Origin of the sequence: Roseomonas genomospecies 6, assembly GCF_008365375.1 — a bacterium.
Classification (GTDB): Bacteria; Pseudomonadota; Alphaproteobacteria; order Azospirillales; family Azospirillaceae; genus Azospirillum.
This window is the reverse complement of record NZ_QOKW01000020.1, coordinates 70,485-87,864: the sequence shown is the minus strand read 5'-3', so window position 1 is coordinate 87,864 and position 17,380 is coordinate 70,485. Positions and strand designations below refer to the sequence as shown.

Annotated in this window: 8 protein-coding genes, 1 pseudogene and 1 CRISPR repeat array (1 of these 10 running past the window's edge); of the genes and pseudogenes, 2 read left to right on the top strand and 7 right to left on the bottom strand. The window is 63.3% G+C overall.

Translation table 11 applies throughout. The features are described 5' to 3' along the window. A CRISPR array of direct repeats spans positions 1–3,503; the repeat unit is 36 nt; unit sequence AGTGTAGCCGATGGGAAAACGCGGTCCAACCGCAAC; it reaches 29 nt to the left of the window's first position. A gap of 9 nt (positions 3,504–3,512) precedes the next feature. The 7 genes and pseudogenes from DS843_RS21860 to DS843_RS21835 all read right to left on the bottom strand — a co-directional run. Continuing rightward, positions 3,513–3,835, bottom strand: a pseudogene (locus DS843_RS21860) (transposase); the annotation flags it as partial. 18 nt (positions 3,836–3,853) lie between these two features. Continuing rightward, the gene (locus DS843_RS21855) at positions 3,854–4,999 is read right to left on the bottom strand and encodes a glycosyltransferase family 9 protein (RefSeq protein ID WP_208852294.1); all 1,146 of its coding nucleotides are present in this window, start codon (positions 4,997–4,999) and stop codon (positions 3,854–3,856) included. After that, complete coding sequence (locus DS843_RS21850) at positions 4,996–6,186, bottom strand: glycosyltransferase family 4 protein (RefSeq protein ID WP_167525406.1); 1,191 nt, start codon at positions 6,184–6,186, stop codon at positions 4,996–4,998. Before DS843_RS21850 ends, DS843_RS21855 begins: the two co-directional genes overlap by 4 nt. Beyond that, complete coding sequence (locus tag DS843_RS31315; RefSeq protein WP_167525405.1) at positions 6,186–7,463, bottom strand: O-antigen ligase family protein; 1,278 nt, start codon at positions 7,461–7,463, stop codon at positions 6,186–6,188. Before DS843_RS31315 ends, DS843_RS21850 begins: the two co-directional genes overlap by 1 nt. 116 nt (positions 7,464–7,579) lie before the next feature. After that, positions 7,580–9,022: a lipopolysaccharide biosynthesis protein gene (locus DS843_RS21845; RefSeq protein ID WP_149470943.1), complete on the bottom strand. Its 1,443-nt coding sequence runs from the start codon at positions 9,020–9,022 to the stop codon at positions 7,580–7,582. Between the two features lie 3 nt (positions 9,023–9,025). Next, entirely contained in the window at positions 9,026–11,077 is a 2,052-nt protein-coding gene (locus DS843_RS21840; protein WP_167525404.1) for a GumC family protein, read from the bottom strand. Between the two features lie 405 nt (positions 11,078–11,482). Continuing rightward, complete coding sequence (locus tag DS843_RS21835) at positions 11,483–11,767, bottom strand: hypothetical protein (protein WP_149470941.1); 285 nt, start codon at positions 11,765–11,767, stop codon at positions 11,483–11,485. Positions 11,768–12,254: 487 nt separating this feature from the next. Between DS843_RS21835 and DS843_RS21830 the strand changes: the two genes are divergently transcribed. Both DS843_RS21830 and DS843_RS31875 read left to right on the top strand, forming a co-directional pair. After that, on the top strand, positions 12,255–14,057 hold the full coding sequence (locus tag DS843_RS21830; protein WP_149470940.1) for a right-handed parallel beta-helix repeat-containing protein: 1,803 nt from the start codon (positions 12,255–12,257) through the stop codon (positions 14,055–14,057). 114 nt (positions 14,058–14,171) lie between these two features. Further along, positions 14,172–17,375 (top strand): carbohydrate-binding domain-containing protein, encoded by a 3,204-nt coding sequence (locus DS843_RS31875; protein WP_286192250.1) that lies wholly within the window; start codon positions 14,172–14,174, stop codon positions 17,373–17,375. Positions 17,376–17,380 lie beyond the last annotated feature (5 nt).

Sequence of the window (17,380 nt, the reverse complement as noted above, 5' to 3'; positions counted from 1 at the left end):
CCGCAACAAGTCGCCGATGGTCACCCCATCGACGTGCAGTGTAGCCGATGGGAAAACGCGGTCCAACCGCAACTCGCCGCGGCGCTTGACGACAACAGCGTCAAGTGTAGCCGATGGGAAAACGCGGTCCAACCGCAACAGAACCACCTTGCGGTCGTGGGCCGCCGCGAGTGTAGCCGATGGGAAAACGCGGTCCAACCGCAACGGCGGCAGGGGGCGGGACCACGTCGGGGTGAGTGTAGCCGATGGGAAAACGCGGTCCAACCGCAACGGCATCTGCCTGATGGTCGACAGCGGCGGCAGTGTAGCCGATGGGAAAACGCGGTCCAACCGCAACAAGAGCTTCCCCTTCGGCGCCATCACCTTCAGTGTAGCCGATGGGAAAACGCGGTCCAACCGCAACACCGGCGCCGCTGTCATCCTGCCACGCCACAGTGTAGCCGATGGGAAAACGCGGTCCAACCGCAACTCTCGGCGCACGCCAGCGACACCCATATCCAGTGTAGCCGATGGGAAAACGCGGTCCAACCGCAACGGCGAGCTGCGCGCGGCATGCCTCCCACACAGTGTAGCCGATGGGAAAACGCGGTCCAACCGCAACCACACAGCCGACCCGGCAGGCCCATGTAGATAGTGTAGCCGATGGGAAAACGCGGTCCAACCGCAACCGGGGGACAGTTGTCCGGTGGTGCCAGGATAGTGTAGCCGATGGGAAAACGCGGTCCAACCGCAACGCCGCGATGGGCGACACCTGACCGATGTAGAGTGTAGCCGATGGGAAAACGCGGTCCAACCGCAACTCTTCGAGCACATCCCCCTTAAACGTCTCGAAGTGTAGCCGATGGGAAAACGCGGTCCAACCGCAACGCGGCGTGACCGGTCGTGGCTCCGACGGTAGTGTAGCCGATGGGAAAACGCGGTCCAACCGCAACAGCGTGGTCAGCCCCGTCTTGATGCCAGCTAGTGTAGCCGATGGGAAAACGCGGTCCAACCGCAACATAACGCAATCGGCGCTGGAGAGGACCGCCAGTGTAGCCGATGGGAAAACGCGGTCCAACCGCAACCGGCAGAGCCGTAACGACCAATGGGCGGCCAGTGTAGCCGATGGGAAAACGCGGTCCAACCGCAACGCTGCCGGGTCGCGGCGGCTTGTGTTGATGAGTGTAGCCGATGGGAAAACGCGGTCCAACCGCAACAGCCATGACGCTGTGGTGGCAGGCGTGGCAAGTGTAGCCGATGGGAAAACGCGGTCCAACCGCAACCGGCAATTACACCCGCGTGGGTGCGTCCAGCAGTGTAGCCGATGGGAAAACGCGGTCCAACCGCAACTGGAGCCTGAAACCCCGTCTGAAACCAGCCAGTGTAGCCGATGGGAAAACGCGGTCCAACCGCAACTGGGCCGCTCGTTGTCAATGACCCATTTGACAGTGTAGCCGATGGGAAAACGCGGTCCAACCGCAACAGGACGTAGGGGTGCACGTTCACGTGCTTGAGTGTAGCCGATGGGAAAACGCGGTCCAACCGCAACGCTGCTGGCTGTACTGGGTCTTCATGGACGAGTGTAGCCGATGGGAAAACGCGGTCCAACCGCAACGAAGTCGTTCTTGAGGCGTTGGCGAATGGCAGTGTAGCCGATGGGAAAACGCGGTCCAACCGCAACGTGGCCATTGGGAGCGTCGGCCACATTCACAGTGTAGCCGATGGGAAAACGCGGTCCAACCGCAACAGCCCCGTGTAGGGCCGCACTGCGGCCTCCAGTGTAGCCGATGGGAAAACGCGGTCCAACCGCAACACGATGCGCCGCCCCCGCCCGAAGAGAGTGTAGCCGATGGGAAAACGCGGTCCAACCGCAACCATCCGGACGAGTCCCATAACGTTGCAGGGAGTGTAGCCGATGGGAAAACGCGGTCCAACCGCAACTACGGCGACGCGAGCGAGGCGCAGAAGGATAGTGTAGCCGATGGGAAAACGCGGTCCAACCGCAACCGGGCTGGAAGCCAGCCCCGCGCGCTCCGAAGTGTAGCCGATGGGAAAACGCGGTCCAACCGCAACGCGCCAAGCGCGTCCTGATCGACGGCATCTAGTGTAGCCGATGGGAAAACGCGGTCCAACCGCAACCGAAAATGGATGGCCCAATTCAAACAATCGAGTGTAGCCGATGGGAAAACGCGGTCCAACCGCAACGCCGCCGGGCGTGCTGCCGCCGATCCCGGTAGTGTAGCCGATGGGAAAACGCGGTCCAACCGCAACAGCCAAGGGCTGGCCCACGGCCTCATAGTAGTGTAGCCGATGGGAAAACGCGGTCCAACCGCAACGACCGCTTCGGCGTTGTCGGCCAGCGTCTCAGTGTAGCCGATGGGAAAACGCGGTCCAACCGCAACGGCCTGAAGAAGCCGGACGCCGAGCGGCTGAGTGTAGCCGATGGGAAAACGCGGTCCAACCGCAACGAACTGGCGGAGTCCCTGTTTGGCGAGGGCAGTGTAGCCGATGGGAAAACGCGGTCCAACCGCAACGTGATCGTGCTCGATCTCGTCGTGGTCATGAGTGTAGCCGATGGGAAAACGCGGTCCAACCGCAACGAACGGTTGAAGCTGGAGTATGACCACACCAGTGTAGCCGATGGGAAAACGCGGTCCAACCGCAACCACGCCGGTCGCCTTCAGCTACTTCGCGCGAGTGTAGCCGATGGGAAAACGCGGTCCAACCGCAACTTGGGAGAACTTGTCCTTGAGTTCGAGGGAAGTGTAGCCGATGGGAAAACGCGGTCCAACCGCAACGCCGCCGGTCACGATGCGGTGCTGGTGGATAGTGTAGCCGATGGGAAAACGCGGTCCAACCGCAACGACCTGCTCGCCCTCGACCGCGCTGAAGAAAGTGTAGCCGATGGGAAAACGCGGTCCAACCGCAACGTGGCGGAGGCGAGGGCGGCGAGCGCGTCAAGTGTAGCCGATGGGAAAACGCGGTCCAACCGCAACTCCGCCTGGATCGCCGCCAGCACCGCCAAGAGTGTAGCCGATGGGAAAACGCGGTCCAACCGCAACTGCACACCCACTACGTCGATGCCAAGCACAAGTGTAGCCGATGGGAAAACGCGGTCCAACCGCAACCGTAACCGGGGCTGACCCGCGCCGGCTTCCAGTGTAGCCGATGGGAAAACGCGGTCCAACCGCAACCGCGGTGCCGCACACGCCGGGCATCCCCGTAGTGTAGCCGATGGGAAAACGCGGTCCAACCGCAACAACCCGGAAGGCCCCAGACGGGGCGACCGGAGTGTAGCCGATGGGAAAACGCGGTCCAACCGCAACACCAGTCAATTCCTTGCGTTCGATGAACATAGTGTAGCCGATGGGAAAACGCGGTCCAACCGCAACGCGAGCGCGTCGATCCCGAGGATGCGGGTGAGTGTAGCCGATGGGAAAACGCGGTCCAACCGCAACGGCCTCTCCGAGCGCTCGGTCACCTCGGCCAGTGTAGCCGATGGGAAAACGCGGTCCAGCCGCAACATGGTGGCGTCAGTTGAGCGATAGGAGAGCCGAGACGAGGTGAACAGCGGCCAAGAAGGTGCCGGCGAGCTTGTCGGAGCGGGTTGTGATGGCTCGGAAGCTCTTCAACTTGTTGACGAATCGCTGGACGAGGTTGCGTTCCCGATACAAGGCAAAATCGGTGTCACGGGGCGTCAACCGATTCGCCTTGGAGGGGATACCGGGGTGATGCCTCGCGCCTCCAAGGCGACGATCATGGCGTCACCGTCATAGACCTTGTCGGCGATGAAGGCTTGGGGCTCGACCCGTTCGAGCAAGGGAGCGGCTTGGCTGAAATCGGAAACCCGGCGCGGTTCACCCAGCCGGGTGTCTCATTTCCCGGCCGCGGTACACTTGGACGGACCCGGTCCAGAAGCTCCACAGAGAAGCTCCACAGCGGCCTCGGCGACGTCACCGGGGCGGATGGAGGTTATGCATCGCTTGGCCTGTTCGACACACAGGCTCAGCCCACAGCCGGCGCACGTGGTGTCCCGGTAAAAGATCGCGTGCCCGCCGCCGCGTGGAAACCAGACGCCCGGCAGATTGCGGCTGCTGAACACGGCAACGCACCGTGTTCCAACGGATGCGGCAAGGTGCATCGGCCCGCTGTCGTGTCCCAGGAAAAGCCGCGAGCGCTGCAACACGGCGGCGCTCTCCCGAGGTGACAGGCGGCCGCACAGGTTGACGGTCAAGCCCGGCCAATGCGCCGCGATGGCATCGGATCGATCAACCTCGTTCCTCGCTCCAATGATTGCAAGTCCGAGAGAGGGGAATCGCCGACCGATTTCCCCGAGAACCACTTTCCAGTTCTCGTCGCCGTAATCGTTGGGCTGCCATTTCGTCCCGATGCTGAACGCAATGAAAGGGCGATCCATTCCCAACGGCGACAACGCTTCGACCGCCGCCCGATGCTCGCTGTCCAGAAGCCGCAGGGACCAGGAGGTTTCGTCTCCGATCCGACCGTCCCCCAATTCGCTCAAGCCATCGACGAGATGCTCCGTGATCGAAGGCCAGAGCCTCGTAACGGGGTCGCGTCGTGGGGTGGACGGCATCCCGAGGGGAACGCCGATCAGACGCCGGATGCCGCACAGGCGGAAGAACGCGGCGTCACGAAGCACCTGCGACCGCCGGCGTTGATCGACCAGGTAAATGAGAACGTCGGGGCGCCATGCCCGGATGGATCGCCAGAGCGACCAGAGAGCTTTCGGGTCCCGGGTCTCGATGGGATATTCGATCGTGCCGTGGATGAAACCGCCCGGTTTCAGCAGCGCTTCCGCGGGCGCCACGAAGCCGTTGATCGGGATGTTGGTCAGCAGCCGGCGCTCGGCCTGTGGAAAGGCCTTCTCGATCAAATGAAAACACGGCAAGGCGACCAGCGTGTCCCCCAGCGACCCCTGCCGGTAGATCAGAACACGCCGCGCCATGGCTGTTGCTCCACGTTCATGCGGTCGGAGGTGCGCAAGCGATGTGCCGATCATGCCGGTTTTCCCTGATGGCTGTCCCGCTTCCTGAGCGCGTACGCGACGGCCGCGACGTAGGATTCGGCCATGCTCTCCTGCGTCCAATGCGTGATGACCTGCCGACAGGCGTTCCGCATCCGGGCGGCCAGCTCCGGTTCCGTAAGGATGCGGCCGATCGCGTTCGCAAGCGCCTCCGCGTTGCGTTGCGGCACCACGAAGCCGGTCCGGCCGTCCTGAACCAGGCCACCCGCCGCAGCTCCGACCGCATCGGTGGCGATCACCGGAAGCCCTTGATTGAACGCTTCGTTCACGACGAGACCCCAGGTTTCCTTCACATAGTCCAATTCGACGGACGGAAGCACGAAGACGCTGGCCATGGCGTAGTGGGCCACCGTCCCCGCCCGATCGACGTAGCCGGAAAAGCGCACGCGCGGCCCGATGCCCAGCGAGTCCGCCAGTGTCCGAAGCGCCGGCAACTCTTCCCCCGTGCCGGCGATGACGAGCACGGCACGGTCGTTCGCGGCCGCCACGTCGGCAAAGGCCCGGACCAGATAGGGCAGTCCCTTCACCTCGTTCAGACGGCCCAGATACAGGACGACCGCCTGATCGTCCTCGATGCCGAGCCGGCGCCGGAGGTGCGCCACCTCCTCCGCATGGACGGGGCGCCGGTAGAAGGCGTTGTCCACGGCCTGGCGCGCGACGAAGATGCGGTCCGGATCGACTCCCTCGTCACGAAGGAACGACGACACATGCTCCCCGCAAGCGACGATGGCGTCCGCGTTCCGGTAGATGTGCCGTGTGATCGGGTAGAAGAATCGGTGAGCCGGAGTGCGGAACTTCATCCACACTTCCGTCCAGAGGATGAAGGGGCGGCCCTGAAGGCGTGCCATGGCGTAGGTCACGGGCAGGGCGAACCGGCCGTTGATGCACTTCACATAGGCGTCATACCGGCGCGCCATCAGGTGCAGCGGCAGAAGCGGAGCGATCCGGGTGTTCGCGATCGAAAATCCCTTGAGGTACTTGTGATTGATCGAGCCCTGCCAAAGCCCTTGCTCTTTCTGCCAGTACTTTTCAGTCCCATCGGAATAGAACAGAAAGTCGGTGTCCATGGTCTGGGCAATGGCATGGAACAGCCCGTCACGATAGGAGGTGTTGAAGTTGGTAACCAGGCACAGCTTCGTCTGCGGGTCCGTGGGAGAGGTCATCATTCGACTCCTGGCCGGCGGTGTTTCCGAAGTTCCGGTGCATCGGGTTCCCGGCACGCCTCTGCTGCGATGAGGGCGAGGGAAAACAGAAAGGCGATTTGGGCGAACTGGAAGACCCCATCCGCCCTGGGTTCGAAGAACAGGAGCCCCGCCATTCCGGACAGGACCCCCAGGCAGCCCCGGACCACCGCGCCCAGGAAGGGCGACGGTGCTCCGTGCGCGACGCTTCCACCCAGCCGGCGCAGGACGTGCAGCCACATCCAGGCGTACAGAACCAGGGACGGAAGGCCGAACATCACCGCCTGGTTGATCCAGGTGTTGTGGGCATCGGGGTAAAGCCAACCGGCCAGGGCCGGGCTCCAATACCGGATTCCCGCGCTGGCGTCGCCGAACAGCCAGGTGAATCCGTCGCCGTCCATCACGAACAGAGTGGTCTGCCACAGGCCGATCCTCGCGGCCGTCGTGGAGGTGTCGATCACCGCAGCATCCTGTCGAGGGAGGGCGCCGTACAGAGTCACGGCGAGGATCGTCAGCGGCGTGAGGAGGAGGGCGACGCGGTGACGGCTGCGCCCCCATGGACCGATCGCGATCAGCAATCCGACGCCGCACCACAGGAGCCCGCCCTTGCTGAACGAAACCACCAAGGCGGCGAAAAGGACGATGCAGAAGATCGACAGGAGAATTCCATGGGCATACCGCCGCCGCCGCAACTTCCAGACGGCGAAGGTCGCGCTCAGGATCACGCAGGGAACCAGCGCGGCGGCGAAATTGTTCGGGGTGCTGTACAGCCCAAGCGCGATCGTGGTCAGGTAGCTGCCATCGAAATCCGCCTTCCAGGCGTTGTTCTCCAGAGAGGGGAACAGATAGAAACTGCCGGTCTCGTATTGCAGTATGCCGAGGGCGGCCACGGCCACCGAGGTGCCCAGGTACAGGAAGATGACGCTGGACAGTTGGCGCTCTCCGCGGACGCAGGACTGCATCATGATGAAGACGAGCGCGCCTGGAAGCAGATTCTTCAACTTGCCGACCGTGTCACCGGAGGCGCGCAGGCCATAGACCATGATGACGGCGAACAGGCACCACGCCAGATACAGGAACAGGGGCGGCATCCTGTTCCACCCCCGGCGCAGAATGTCGGCCCTTCCGATGGAGAGTTCGTTGCCCAGAACGAGGCCGAACAGGCACCAGGCAAGGGTTTCGTAGAAATAGACCGACACCATGCTCGTCGTGTCTTGCCCGAAGAGCACGACATCCACCGGCAGGCACAGCGTCAGCACGACGGACACCGTCATGTAGGGAACCGCCAGAGGGCGATCCGCTCCCGCGGTTTCCGTTCGGGCTGCATCTCCGCCGGTTCCCGGCTGGCCGAGCGCTTCCTTCCGCGCGAGGTGGATCATCCGTCCACCCTCCCGTCCGCACGGGCCAATGCCACGCGGAAGCCTTCGCGCCGTCCGGACAGAAGGAACGCGATCACCAGCAGGCCGCACGCATAGGTCAAGGATTTTCCGATGACCGCCGGCAGTTCCCCGCCTCCGGCGAAACGCTCGATGATGACGCCGAGGGCCATCGCCGCGGCGCTCAGCAGGGCCAGCCGCGCAAACCTGAAATTGACCCGGTGGACGCGCTGCGACAAGCCGCAGAGCACGGCCGTGAAGACCAGCGTGGCGGCCGCCTTGGCACCGGCTCCGCCGATCATGCCCAGCGCCGGCACGAGCAGCACCGACAGCACCAGCGCGCCGGTCAGGCCGGCCGCGCTGGCGATCAGGTTCAGGTGCGTGAAGCCGGGCTTCAGCAGGCCGACATTCAACGGGTAGCTCATGCCGACCGCCACCACGCCGGCCAGCAGCAGAAGCAGGACCCCGGGCGCGTAGGGGATCTCCGGTGCGAACCACCCGAGCAGGAGCGGCGCGCTGAACCAGACGATGCCCGCCGCCAGCAGCAGCGCCGTCAGCATGAGAAAGGCCACCGTCCCGAAAAAGCGGTCGCCGCCGTCGCTGTCGTTGAAATGACGGAAGCGTTCCATCGGGAACCAGATCATGAAGGGGGTGGTCACTCCCTGCACGACAATGGTGGCCAGCTTGATGTGGAGCACATAGCCGCCGACCTCCGCGATGCTCGCATGCCCCGCCAGCAGATAACGGTCGCAATTCTCCAGCACCTGTCCCATCAGGCCGGTGAGCAGGATGAAGACGCCGTAGGTCCGGGCGTCCGCATGGCGGTCCGGCCGCCAGCGTGGACGCGGGCGAAGCGCGGCGATGAGCGCCAGCGCCAGCGCCAGCACGAGCGCCAGACGAACGCCGAGCAGCGTTTCGACCGGTGTGCGGCCCGCCGGCGAGAGCATGGCCATGACGGCCAGGACGATCAGGAACGACACGGACCGCCCGGCCTGCCCGACGCTGTAAACGGCCAACCGGTCGGCGGAGCGGTAGGCCGTGGTGATCAGGGTCAGCAGGGCTTCGGCGGCGACCAGCCCGGCGACCAACAGGGACACGGCCGCCCCGAACCACCAGTGGAGGACGGTCGCGCCGATCAGGTCGACAAGCAGGATGACCAGCAGAACGGCGGGCAGCAGGTCGCCGACGACCTTGCGGATCGACGTGCCGTCATGGGCCGCCTGCTTGATGACGCCGTGTTCGACCCCGCACAGGGCGACCATGGCGCCGATCACCAGCAGCGGTTCCAGAAGCGACCATGTGCCGAACTCATCCAACCCGAGCAGGCGCACCAGCAGCGGGACGGCCAGCAGGGTGGCCAGCGCGCCGCATCCCGTCGCCGCTCCATAGCCGGCGAGCCGCTGCAGCGACGGCGATCGCAGGAGGGTTCGAAGATCCCCCATGGGTCACGTCCGCAAATAATCGCGATAGGAGCGATCGGCGAGATATTGCGATTCGGTGCAGTCGAAGCGGGCGAGCTTCTTCTGATCGACCTTGTTGAAGACGACCCCGGACAACGTCGCACCGCCTTCCAGCAATTGATCGACGGCGTGCCGCACGACCCTTCTTGCGGTCCGGTTCCAGGCGACCACCATGATGGTGTGCTTGAACACGCCGGCCAGAAGCAGCGCGTCGGGAACGGGAAGCACGGGGGGGGCGTCGATGATGATGGCGTCGTATTCAGGCCGCATCGCGTCCACGAAGCCGCTCAGCCGCGCGAGATGCAGGGGTTCGATCGTCGCCTTGCCGGGGAGGGCCCCCGCCGTGACGATGTCCAGCCGCTCGTGGACGGTCGGGCGCCGCAGATCGGCCGCGGCGATCCCCTCCTCCGGAACGAGGAACTGGGCGAGGCCCCGCTCGTTGGTTTCCCCCAGCACCTGATGCACGCGCGGCCGTCTCAGGTCGGCGTCGATCAGAAGCACGCGCCGGCCGGAACGGGCCAGGATCAAGGCGGTCGAGACCGCCAGCGTGGTCTTCCCCTCTCCGGGCAGGGACGAGGTGAAGACGATGGGATCGCCGAGATCGTTGCGGCCAAGATCGTTTCTGTTGATCCAGGAGATGGTTCCGGCGACGAGGCTGCGCGCCGCCACGCCGAGGGAGGACTCGGGGTGGGCACAGGCATAGCCGGCCACATCGCGCCCGGTCCGGGCCCATCCGAGACGCTCCGGATGCCGGCGCGCGTTCCACACCGGAATGGTTGCATGGATCGGCAGGCCCAGGTCGGTCCGGAGCTGATCGATGCTGTAATAGCGGCGGCGTGCCCGCGCCTCGGCGCCCAGCGTCGCGGCGGCGCCGGCCAGCAGGGCGAGAAGAATTCCTCCGCCACCCAGGACGGCGAGGTTGGGACTGGACGCCTTCGCTGGAAAGTCCGCCCGCGCGATCACTTCGGCGTAAGGCTCCTGCGGAGCGATCTCCCGCGCCTCGCGGGAACGCTGCAGGAAGACCTCCAGAACGGACCGGTCCGCAGTGGCTTCCCGCTCCAGTTCCCGCAAGGTGATCTCGGCCCGGTTCATCGTGGCCTTTTCGGCCTGCAGGAGCTCCAAGGCCCCCTGGATGGTCGCCACCTGCCGCGCCGCCTCGTCCTGCTGCAGGCGCAGGCTTGCCATCCAACTCCGCGCTTCCCGCTCCATCTGGGTCTGGAGCTTCCGGATGCCTTCCTGGATCTCGGCCATGCGGGGGTGGTTCGGGCCCGAGTTGACGCCAAGCTCGGCGGCGCGGCGGACGAGGCCGGCCTCGTCGATGGTCAGCCGCTCCCCCACCGGCAAACGGGCAAGCCCCAGAACGCCGCGCGCCCCCCGTGCGGCTTCGGCGTCCTCCGCGGACTTCACCTGAGCGGAGCGCTGCTGCCAACCGGCCTGTGCCGTGACGAGCTGGCGGCTCCAGTCCGCGATCTGCTGGTCGATCACCTCGGGATCGCGCCCTTCCCGCAGGATGGAACTGGCGCGGAACTGTTCGACCTTGCCCTCCGACCGCCGGACGCGGTCCTTCAACTCGTCCAGACGCGCGTCGAGCCAGAGTGCGGCGCGGGACGTGGCGTTGACCGGACCCGCCGCCTTGGCCTCCAGATACAGATCGACCAGACGATTGGCCACGTCCGCCGCGAGTTGCGGATCTTGCGACCGGAAGGAAACCTCAATGGCGCGCGACGCATTCAGCGTCACCGTGTTCACCCGCTGGGCAACCTTGTCGATCACCCTTGCTTGCTGCAGCCGGCCCGAAGCCTCTGCTCCATCGCCGCCCGCTGCGTCGTTTAGCGCATCGTTGAACTCCGCGCGCCGGTCGAGCCGAAACTCTTGGACGATGGACCGGATCGCATCGCGGGATCGGATCATTTCGAGTTCGGTGGAAACGGCGGCGGGATCGCCCAGCACGCCTTCGACGACGGCCTTGATGTCCACGGTGTTCCGGGCACGCGGGTCCACGGCGACGATGGCACGCCCGGTGTAAATCTTGGGCAATGTCCATAACGCTCCGCCGATCAGCAGCGATGTTGTCAGGAACACGCAGAGGAAAAGCGTCCAATGCCGGCGCAAGGAGCGCCAGAACCACCCGACATGAAGTTCGGATAGGGTGTCGTTTCCCATTGCACCATCTTTCGTTCCAGCCGAGCCGGGAATGCGGGGCGTGGGGTGTCCCGCAGTGCGATCACTTCGGTCATCGAGGCACGGCACACCAGATCGTATTCAACCAGATTGGCGTTACGGGCAGATCGGTGTTACGGGTCTTCTGATGCGGTCGCAATGGAGAAATTCTTCAAACAAATGAGCGAACGTCTGTTGTATCCGTGTTTAAAAATTTTCATGATTGTTGCATTTTCTTCGCAGCCGAGCCGTAGGAAGCAAGCGACATCATGAGGTTTGTTTCTAGTTGGTATTCAACATCGCCGCCAATTGTTTTTTCGTTCCAAGAAGATCGTCCTTTATAGTTGTTCTGCGTTGAAATTCTTTGCAATGAGGAAAATGAGGTAGCGCAACGCATTGTTGGTAAACACAGGAACAAGTTGTTGGCAAACACAGGAACAGGACAAATCTGTAACCTTTGATTGACCCAGCGCGACGGTCGGAGCGGTGCTTCACCACAAGCCGGGAACCATAGGGAATGTGCGTGCGGATCGCTGTGGGAAAACCGATGCCGATGCGCTCAGGCATCAGCAATCCATTAATTTTTAATTGGTTAGTCGGCGGCATAACGCAGCATAACGTTGCTGACTGACAGCGCGGTACAGCCCGGTCTTCCATTGGAAAGCTAAACCCGGCAGGCTCCTCACAAATGAGGGGGCCTCCTTCAGTGCACCACATAGCGTCGCATAGCCCCGATCCGAATTGCCTATCTGCCACCTTTATACTGTAGTAGACATTTTCCTTTTTGCGGTTGTCTAAGAAAGTTATCTGGTGGCAGTAAGTTAACCTCACATTATTGGTGGCATGTATACAGGGTTCTCATCCCGTTATTGTCATCACGTTAAAGCGGCATGTGGGGAGAGCGATGTTGATCTGAAATATCATTTGGTATTTGCGATGTAATCTGCGTTTAATTTTCATAGGCGCGAAGAGTATTCGAAAGCCGTTCCCGGTTTGCTGGCCTGTCCGATGCCGCGAACCACCTCCCGAAGTCTGACGATGCGGAGGCTGGTCGATGTCCGCTGAAATGAAGGGGGCGCTCCGGTTGGGACGGCGCGACGTGGTACGGCTTTTCGCCACCGCCGTTTCCGGGTGCCTTCCGACATTCGCCTTGGCGGCCCGTTCTCCAGGTTCGCGAAGGTTTCATGTTTCCCCGGATGGAGCCGACGATCAGGACGGCCTGGCCCCGGACCGTGCGTTCAGAACCGTTGCGGCGGCAAACGCCCTGGCTTTGCAGCCCGGCGACGCGGTCCTTTTCCAGCGCGGCGGTGTCTGGCGTGAAACCCTGACCCTGGCCGCGTCTGGCGCGCCGAACCGCCCTGTGGGCCTTGGGGCTTTTGGTGTCGGAGATGCTCCTGTCATCAGCGGCGCGGATTCGCTTGCGGCAACGCCGCTGCTTGCTGGGGGAGCCGCAATCGACAACGCGGCTGATGACGGCCGAACGCGGCGATGGGTGTCTCCGGTTGCCGGCGAACCCTCCCAATTGTTCGTGGACGGGCAGCGGGGCAACCGCGTTGCGTCGCCGGCCTTTCTGTCCGCGCATCGCCAATGGTGCTACGACGCGACACGGAAGCACGTCATCGTCCTGGGCCAACCGGATGGAGCGAGGCCGGAAATCGAGGCCAGTGTTCGTGACCACGCCTTCGTCGCGAGAGAGCGAGCGGATTTCGTCATCGACGGGCTTCGGTTCGAACGGGGGGCTTGGCACACGGTTCTTCTTGAAGGGTGCAACCGCTTCCGCATAAGCGGCGCGGTCATCGCCGACGGCTTTGTCTCCGGTCTGCTGGCATCCGGCGAGCGACCGTCCACCGACGTGGACATTCGCGGTTGCACGATCCGGGGCTGTGGCGGTTCCGGAATCCTGCTCGGCGGCAACAGCCATCGGTGGGTGATCCGGGAAAACCTGATCTTCGACTGCTGCCAGCTTCACGACGCGGTGCTCGGCCCTCAGGACAAGGTTCGCCAGTTGGAATGGAGCGGCGGGATCAAGGCATGGGGGTGGGGCCGTGCCGGGCTCCAGGGCGCGGTGGTGGTCGAACGCAACCGCGTCCATCATTGCCTTCCCGCAGACTGGGCCGGGCCGGGGAGCGAGCCTCACAAGCGCGGCGTGGGTATCTGGTGGGACGAGGTGGTTGCCCCACGCGCCCGGCAGGTCATCAGCCGCAACCATGTTCACGACTGTCAATCGCGAGGCATCTTTCTTGAGAAATCCGACGACTGCGACGTCGATTACAACCTCGTGCACGATTGCGGACAAGTCCCATACGCCGCCGGACTGGCGATCCAGGCGAACGCGGCCGGATGGGACCCGGTCGCGGACCGGGCGGCCGATCTTCCCAGGGATGCCCGCAACAACCGGGTGCGCAACAACACGGTGGTCGGCGGCTGGTGGGCGCTGGAGATATCCTCGCGGACGGACGGCGCCGCCGTGTCGGGCAACCAGATCGTCAACACGATTGCCGTGAATGCCCGCCACCAGAACCTGTACGCGGCCGGGGGCGGCAGCAACGACCGGCGCCATGGGCAGGACAATGTCTACAGCAACAACTGCTTCGGTTCCGACGGCGGCCGGATGGCCGTCTGGGGCGGGGCACGCTGCGCGCGCCGCGACGAGTTGGAGCGCGTCTCTGCATCGGCGGTCAGAAACAGCGTCGCGGGGGACCCTCTTTTCGTCGATCCCGCACGGGGGAACTATGAACTGGCGTCGGCAAGCCCGTGCCGCGGCCGTGGACTGGAAACGGGGCTGAGCATGGATCGCCTGGGCAGAACCTTGCCTCGGCCCGGTGCGCCAGACGTCGGCTGCCACGAAGAGGGTTGATGGACCGTTTTGTCCGGCCCCTTCCGAATTAAATGACTTTGGCTCTAATACCACAAAAATGACCTTCGGCACCGGCTATGATCCTCGCATCGAAGCGCATATGAGGATCAGCCGATGGTCACGGCCGCGACACCGCTTATCGACGCAAACATCGTCGTCAACGCCTACGGCCATCCCGCCGCAGGCACTTGGCCGCATTTCCGTCTGCTGATCGACGGCGTGGATGCCGGTCAGGCGACCGTGAACAAAGCCGATCCCACCGCCTTTCACTTCACCGTGAAGGTGGCCGCCGACCGGCCGCACAAGATTCAGGTCCACTACGACAACGACGCCGTCGTGAACGGCGAGGATCGAGACCTGTCCGTCCGGTCCATCGTCGTCAACGGAAGCAGCCTGATGCCGTCCCAGGCCACCTATGACCGCTTTGCGCTGGATGGCCTGGACGTCATCGCCGGACAGGAGAATCTGTGGTGGCAGGGTGCACTCACCTTCGACACGCCGGCGAGCCTTTACGTGGCACCCCCGCCCCCCGGCGTTTCGACCATCGTGGTGAATGCCCGCGGCAATCCGGCGGGCGGGGTCAACGCCCATTTCAACCTGTTGATCGATGGCCGGAAGGTCGGCGAAGGACGGGCGGATACCGTGGCGAAGGATTTCGTCTTCACCGTGGATGCGGCCCCCGGCACGCCTCATCAGGTGCAGGTCCAGTATGACAACGACACCATCATCAACGGCCAGGACCGTTCGCTGATCGTCAACACCATCACCATCAACGGACGTTCCGTCGCGCCGACGGACGGATCGGTCACCTATGACAAGGGAGCGCTCGACGGCAAGGACGTGGTCAAGGGTCAATCCGGCCTGTGGTGGAACGGCACGCTGACGGTGAACGCGCCATCATCGGATTTTCCATCCGCGGCTCCGCCAGCCGTTCCCAACACCGAAGGCTCGACCATCGTGGTGAACGCCCGCGGCAATCCGGCGGGCGGCGTCAACGCGCATTTCAAGCTGCTGGTGGACGGTCAGGTGATCGGCGAAGGCGTGGCCGATACCACGGCGAAAGACTTCACCTTCACCGCCGACGTCGAGCTTGGCCGCGGCCATGCCATACAGATCCAGTACGACAACGACACCGTCATCAACGGCCAGGACCGTTCGCTGATCGTCAACGCGGTCACCATCAACGGGCGTGCCGTCGCGCCGACGGACGGCTTGGTCAGCTATGACAAAGGGGCGCTCGACGGCAAGGATGTGGTGAAGGGCCAGTCCGGCCTGTGGTGGAACGGCACGCTGGTGGTCAACGCCGACAAAAGCTTTTTCCCCGCGGTCGTGGACACACCCGTGCCTCCCGCCCCGGCATCCGCCTTCTACGTCGCGACCAACGGGAACGACGGGTGGTCGGGCAAGCTGGCGGCTCCAAACGCCGACGGAACGGACGGTCCTTTCGCGACCTTGGAGCACGCCCGCGACGCCATGCGCGCAACGCCAAACGTGACGACCACCTTCGTCCGGGGAGGGGACTATTATGTGGCTCATGCGCTGGAATTGACCGCAGCCGACTCCGGCAGAACCTATGCGGCCTATTCCGGTGAAACGCCGACCATTCACGGCGGGCACCCGATCGCGAACTGGAGTTCCTCCGGCGCGGGGGTGTGGTCGGCCGCGCTCTCCGTTCCGGAGCCCGGCGTGCTGGACGACGCTGATCTTATCGTGGGCGGCGGTCGCCAGACCATGGCGCGCTTTCCCGATCGCACGCCGGACAATCCGATCGAAGGCGGATGGCTGTTCGCCGACGCAAGCGGCCCCGCCGACAATCCCTATTCCAGTTTCAGGTTCCGTGAGGGCGACATCCCGACCGGGCTCGACGCCGCTGGAATGAAGGTCAACATCTACGGACAGCGCGGCTGGGAGAACTACGTCCTCGACGTGAAGAGCATCGACCACGCGACGAACACCGTCCATGTGGACGGAACGACATGGGACGCGCTCGGCGCCGGATCGCGATACTATCTGATGAACGCGCCCGCCATGCTGAACGCACCCAAGGAATGGTACATCGACGGAGCCACCCAGAAGCTGTTCTTCGTTCCGGAGGCCGCGTCCTTCGATGGGCATGGCGCGTTGCTCGCCACGACGGATAAGGTCATCAGCGTCACGGGTGCCAAGGGAATCGTTTTCGACGGCATCAGCGTCGATGGGACCATGTCCTCCGGCGTGGCGTACGCCGTCGATCGAAGCGACGACATCGTCATCCGAAACGCCAAGATCACAAACGCCGGCGTCGGCATTCACATCACGCAGAGCACCGATACGGTGATCGTCAGGAACGAGGTGGCGCAAACCAACGGACACGGCATCCTTCTGGAACACGGCGCCGACCGCACGCGGGTGAGCGGAAACTGGATACATGACGTGGGCGCTTTGACGAAGAAGGGCAGTGGGATCTGGTTCGACGCCTCATCCGACAATGTGTTCTCACACAACAGCATCGAGGACATCGCAAAATTCGGTATTGGCGGCGGATCTCTTGAAAGCGGCGCCGCGCTGCGCAACGTAATCGAATACAATGAAATCAAGAACACCAACGAAGAGACCAGCGACGGCGGCGCCATAATGCTGATCAATTGGTCACAGGTAAAAACCAGCGATGTCATTCGCTATAACGAAATTTCGAACACAAAAGCCGCCGGCAACATCGGCTGGGACGGTGTGGTCAGCACCGTCTTCCAAGATCCCACGACCAAGCTGGTCAGCAACGCCATCTATCTGGACGACTGGGCCAGCGGCGTGGAGGTTTACGGCAACCTCCTGCATGACAATATTGGCGGCATTTTCGTCCACTCCGGATGGGACAACAGCATTCACAACAACATCGTCACGCGAAACTCGGGCATCGCCCTTGCCGGCTTCGAACCCAATTGGCTTGGCGAGGGCAAGAGTCCACATGCGATGGAAAACAACGTTTTCAGCAAGAACATCATCGACCTGACCTATCCCAGCGACGGGCAATCAGGTGCGACAGCCGTCAACGGGGCCACGAGCACCGTTTTCTTCGATAGCAATGTCTACTCGGGCATTCAATCGACATCGTTCCATGCAACTCCCGTCAAGATGCCTTCGGGTTACAGCGGCGCGCTCGGCGAGTGGCAGGATTTGGGCTACGACATGCATGCGATTGTCGGCAACCCTCTCTTTAAAAATCCGGCAGAGGGAGATTGGCGTCTCCAATCGAACTCGCCGGCTTATGACGTTGGCTTCACCGACATCGCCTATGATCAAATTGGTGTGCATGGATACGTTGACCCAGTGACCATATAGCTGAG